Annotated in this window: 1 protein-coding gene and 3 pseudogenes; 2 read left to right on the top strand and 2 right to left on the bottom strand. The window is 66.1% G+C overall.

The annotated features are described in order from the left end of the window. Window positions 1-136 (top strand): annotated as a pseudogene (locus tag ACGFZN_RS39910) (transferase); the annotation flags it as partial. A gap of 25 nt (window positions 137-161) precedes the next feature. Here the strand turns inward: ACGFZN_RS39910 and ACGFZN_RS39905 are convergent. Next, window positions 162-431: pseudogene (locus ACGFZN_RS39905) on the bottom strand (IS630 family transposase); the annotation flags it as partial. A 60-nt stretch (window positions 432-491) separates the two neighbouring features. Here ACGFZN_RS39905 and ACGFZN_RS39900 point away from each other — a divergent pair. After that, window positions 492-1,777, top strand: a protein-coding gene (locus ACGFZN_RS39900; RefSeq protein ID WP_393863391.1) for an IS3 family transposase whose coding sequence is annotated in 2 segments (ribosomal slippage) — window positions 492-765 and window positions 765-1,777 — 1,287 coding nt in all. Because the reading frame shifts where the segments join, the coding sequence is not laid out codon by codon here. Between the two features lie 43 nt (window positions 1,778-1,820). Here ACGFZN_RS39900 and ACGFZN_RS39895 read toward each other — a convergent pair. Further along, window positions 1,821-2,669, bottom strand: a pseudogene (locus ACGFZN_RS39895) (IS630 family transposase); the annotation flags it as partial. Window positions 2,670-2,844 lie beyond the last annotated feature (175 nt).

Here is a 2,844-nt window from a genome sequence, read left to right as displayed (position 1 = left end):
GCCCCATTGGCCGCCTCGTTTCGGCGGCGAAGTGGATGAGCTCCGCCTGTTCTACCTCACTCATCCAGCCCTGGAGGCCACCGAAGTGCTCACAATGCCGACCAGTTCAGCGGTTGTTGCGGCACGCCGCCTCTAGTCAGGAAGGCTGCAAGGGTTCTTGATCACGCCGCGAAGGCCGGTCTGCCGCCCCAGCAGATGCCCTTCTCGCTGCGGACGCGAGCGCGTTCTCGGCGTTGTGCGGCGAGGACGTCGGGGTGGCGGGCGTTGGCATTGCGCCAGCGCAGGTAGCCGTGCAGAGCCCGGGTCTGCACCGTGTGATTTGGATGGTTGAAGTTGGCCAGGGTGAACTGCCGCAGCGGGCCGAAGTGCGCCTCGATCGGGTTGGCCCAGGAGGCATAGGTCGGGGTGAAGCACAGCTCGACCTTGTTCTTCTTTGAACCGTTCCGACTTCTCTGCCGCTCCGTTGTGAGCTGTCAGAGAGGATGGGACACGTGCCCAAGAAGATTGACGCAGCCCTTCGTAGCCAGGCCGTGAGGCTGGTGACAGAGCATCGTGCGGAGTACTCCTCCGAGCGTGCACTGCACATCCAGGTCGCTGATTCCCTTGGCGTCTCCCGGGAGTCCGTGCGGCGCTGGGTCACCCAGCACGAGATCGACAGCGGTCAGGCAGCGGGCGTGAGCACGGACGAGCGCGAGGAACTGCGCAGGCTGCGGGCGGAGAACAAACGGCTGCGCGAGGTCAACGAGGTACTGAAGTCCGCGACGATTTTCTTCGCCGGGGAGCTCGACCCCCGAAACCGCTGATCGTGGCGTTCGCCGATCAGATGCGGGCCACCGGGTATGCCGTCGAGTCGATCCTCACCGCCCTGCACCAGGCAGGACTGAAGATCGCGGCACGAACCCTGCGAGCCTGGTCCGCCCCAGCCGGCCCGTCCAACCGGGCCGCGGCCCGAACCGTGACCGATGCCCTGGTCGAGGACGCGGTCCGCCAGCTGGCATTCACCACCAGCACGTCCGGTGAGCGTGTGCTGGCTCCCGAAGGTCTCTATGGCCGACGCAAAATGCTGGCTCTCATCCGGCGTACTCTCTTGCCCGAGGCCGGGTTCGGCGCTGTCGACCGTGCCATGCGCTCACTCAACCTCAGCGGCGTGGTCCGCGGGCGAAGACCGAGGACCACGGTCCCCAACCCGGCCGACGCCAGGGCCCCGGACCTGCTGGACCGCGACTTCACGGCCCCGGCCCCGAACCGTAAATGGATCACCGACTTCACCTACGTCCGGACGTATCAGTCGTTCACCTACGTCGCCTTCATCGTCGACTGCTTCTCTCAGAAGATCGTGAGCTGGCACGCCTCGGTCAAGCGGGACGTGGAGCTGGTCGACGTGCCACTTCGGATGGCGCTGTGGCGCCGCACCCATGAGGGCAAACCCGTGGGACGTGACCAGCTCATTCACCACTCGGACGCCGGGTCGCAATATACGAGTGTGCGCTTCACCGAGCACCTGAGCATCGAGGGCATCCGCCCCTCGATCGGAAGTGTCGGGGACGCATATGACAACGCCCTCATGGAGACGATCAACGGCCTCTACAAGGCCGAATGCATACGCACCAAGGTCTTCCACGACGGTCCCTGGCGAACGGTCTCGGACGTCGAGTACGCCACCGCCTCATGGGTCGAGTGGTACAACAACCGTCGGTTGCACTCGAGTCTGGGCATGATCAGCCCTACCGAGTTCGAGGCAGCCCACTACGCTGACACAGAACCACGAGCCGACTGATCACCGGCCAACAACCCACCGGCAGGAAAGTCGGAACGGTTCACTTCGCCCAGCGGCGGATGTCCGCTCCGGTGTGAGCGGAGAGGTTGTCCAAGATGATGTAGATCGGGGCTCCGTCGGGCCGGGCGGCGCGGATCGATTTCAGCGCGGCCAGGGTGTGGGCGGTGCCCTTGCGGCGGCGGTTGACGCCCCACAACCGGTCGTCGCCGACGGAGTAGCAGCCGTGGAAGTAGGTGACGCCATGGGTGCGGTGGTAGGTCGCCGGCAGGCGGTCGGGCTTGCCCTGCTTCGCCCAGCAGGAGCCTGCGGTCGGCCTGATGCCCAGGGGCCCGAACTCGTCGAAGGCGAAGACCCGGTCCGGGAAGTGCTCCAGGACGTGCTCGATGCGGTCGAGCTTGGCGTCGCGGTCTGGGTCAGGGGACTCCTTCCAGGTCTTGGTGTGCTGGAAGGTGATGCCCCGGCGCCGCAGCAGGCACCGTAAGGCTTCCCGGCCGATGCGGATGACGCGCCCGTGCACGCGGCGTAGGTAGGAGGCGAGTTTGCGGATCGACCAGCGGGTGAAGGGCTGGCCGAGCTTGGTCGGGCGGGTAGTGGCCGTCTGAACGACGAAGTCCTCGTCGTCAGGCTTTAGCAGGCGGGGACGGCCTCCCGCCCATCGAGGGTCCAGGCAGGCCAGGCCGATCTCGTTGAACCGGTGGATCACCTCCCGCACCGTGTCCTCGTCGGCCTGGACCAGCTGGGCGATTACCGGGACCCGGTTGCCGCCAGCTGAAGCGAGCAGCATCATCGCCCGGCGGTAGCGCACCGAGTTGGTGCTGCCCCGGCGCACGATCTGCTGCAGCTTCTGCCCTTCCTGATCGGTCAGTCTGCGCACCCGCACAGGCTGGGCCACTCACGCCTCCAGCGGTCGGAACGGACGTCACCGCCCATCCAACCGCCCCAACCGCCAACCCGGCGAACCTTCCCGGTCAGAGCACTAGTGTGCTGCGCCAGAAATCGCGAGGGTTAGTCGGTCTTGGTTTGGCTGTTGGGTGGGGTGATCCTCGCGAGGTAGTCGGCGAGGGACT

Origin of the sequence: Streptomyces sp. NPDC048192 (assembly GCF_043202415.1) — a bacterium.
Lineage (GTDB): Bacteria > Actinomycetota > Actinomycetes > Streptomycetales > Streptomycetaceae > Streptomyces.
Note: the sequence above shows the minus strand (reverse complement) of the source record. Positions and strands in the feature narration are given on the sequence as shown.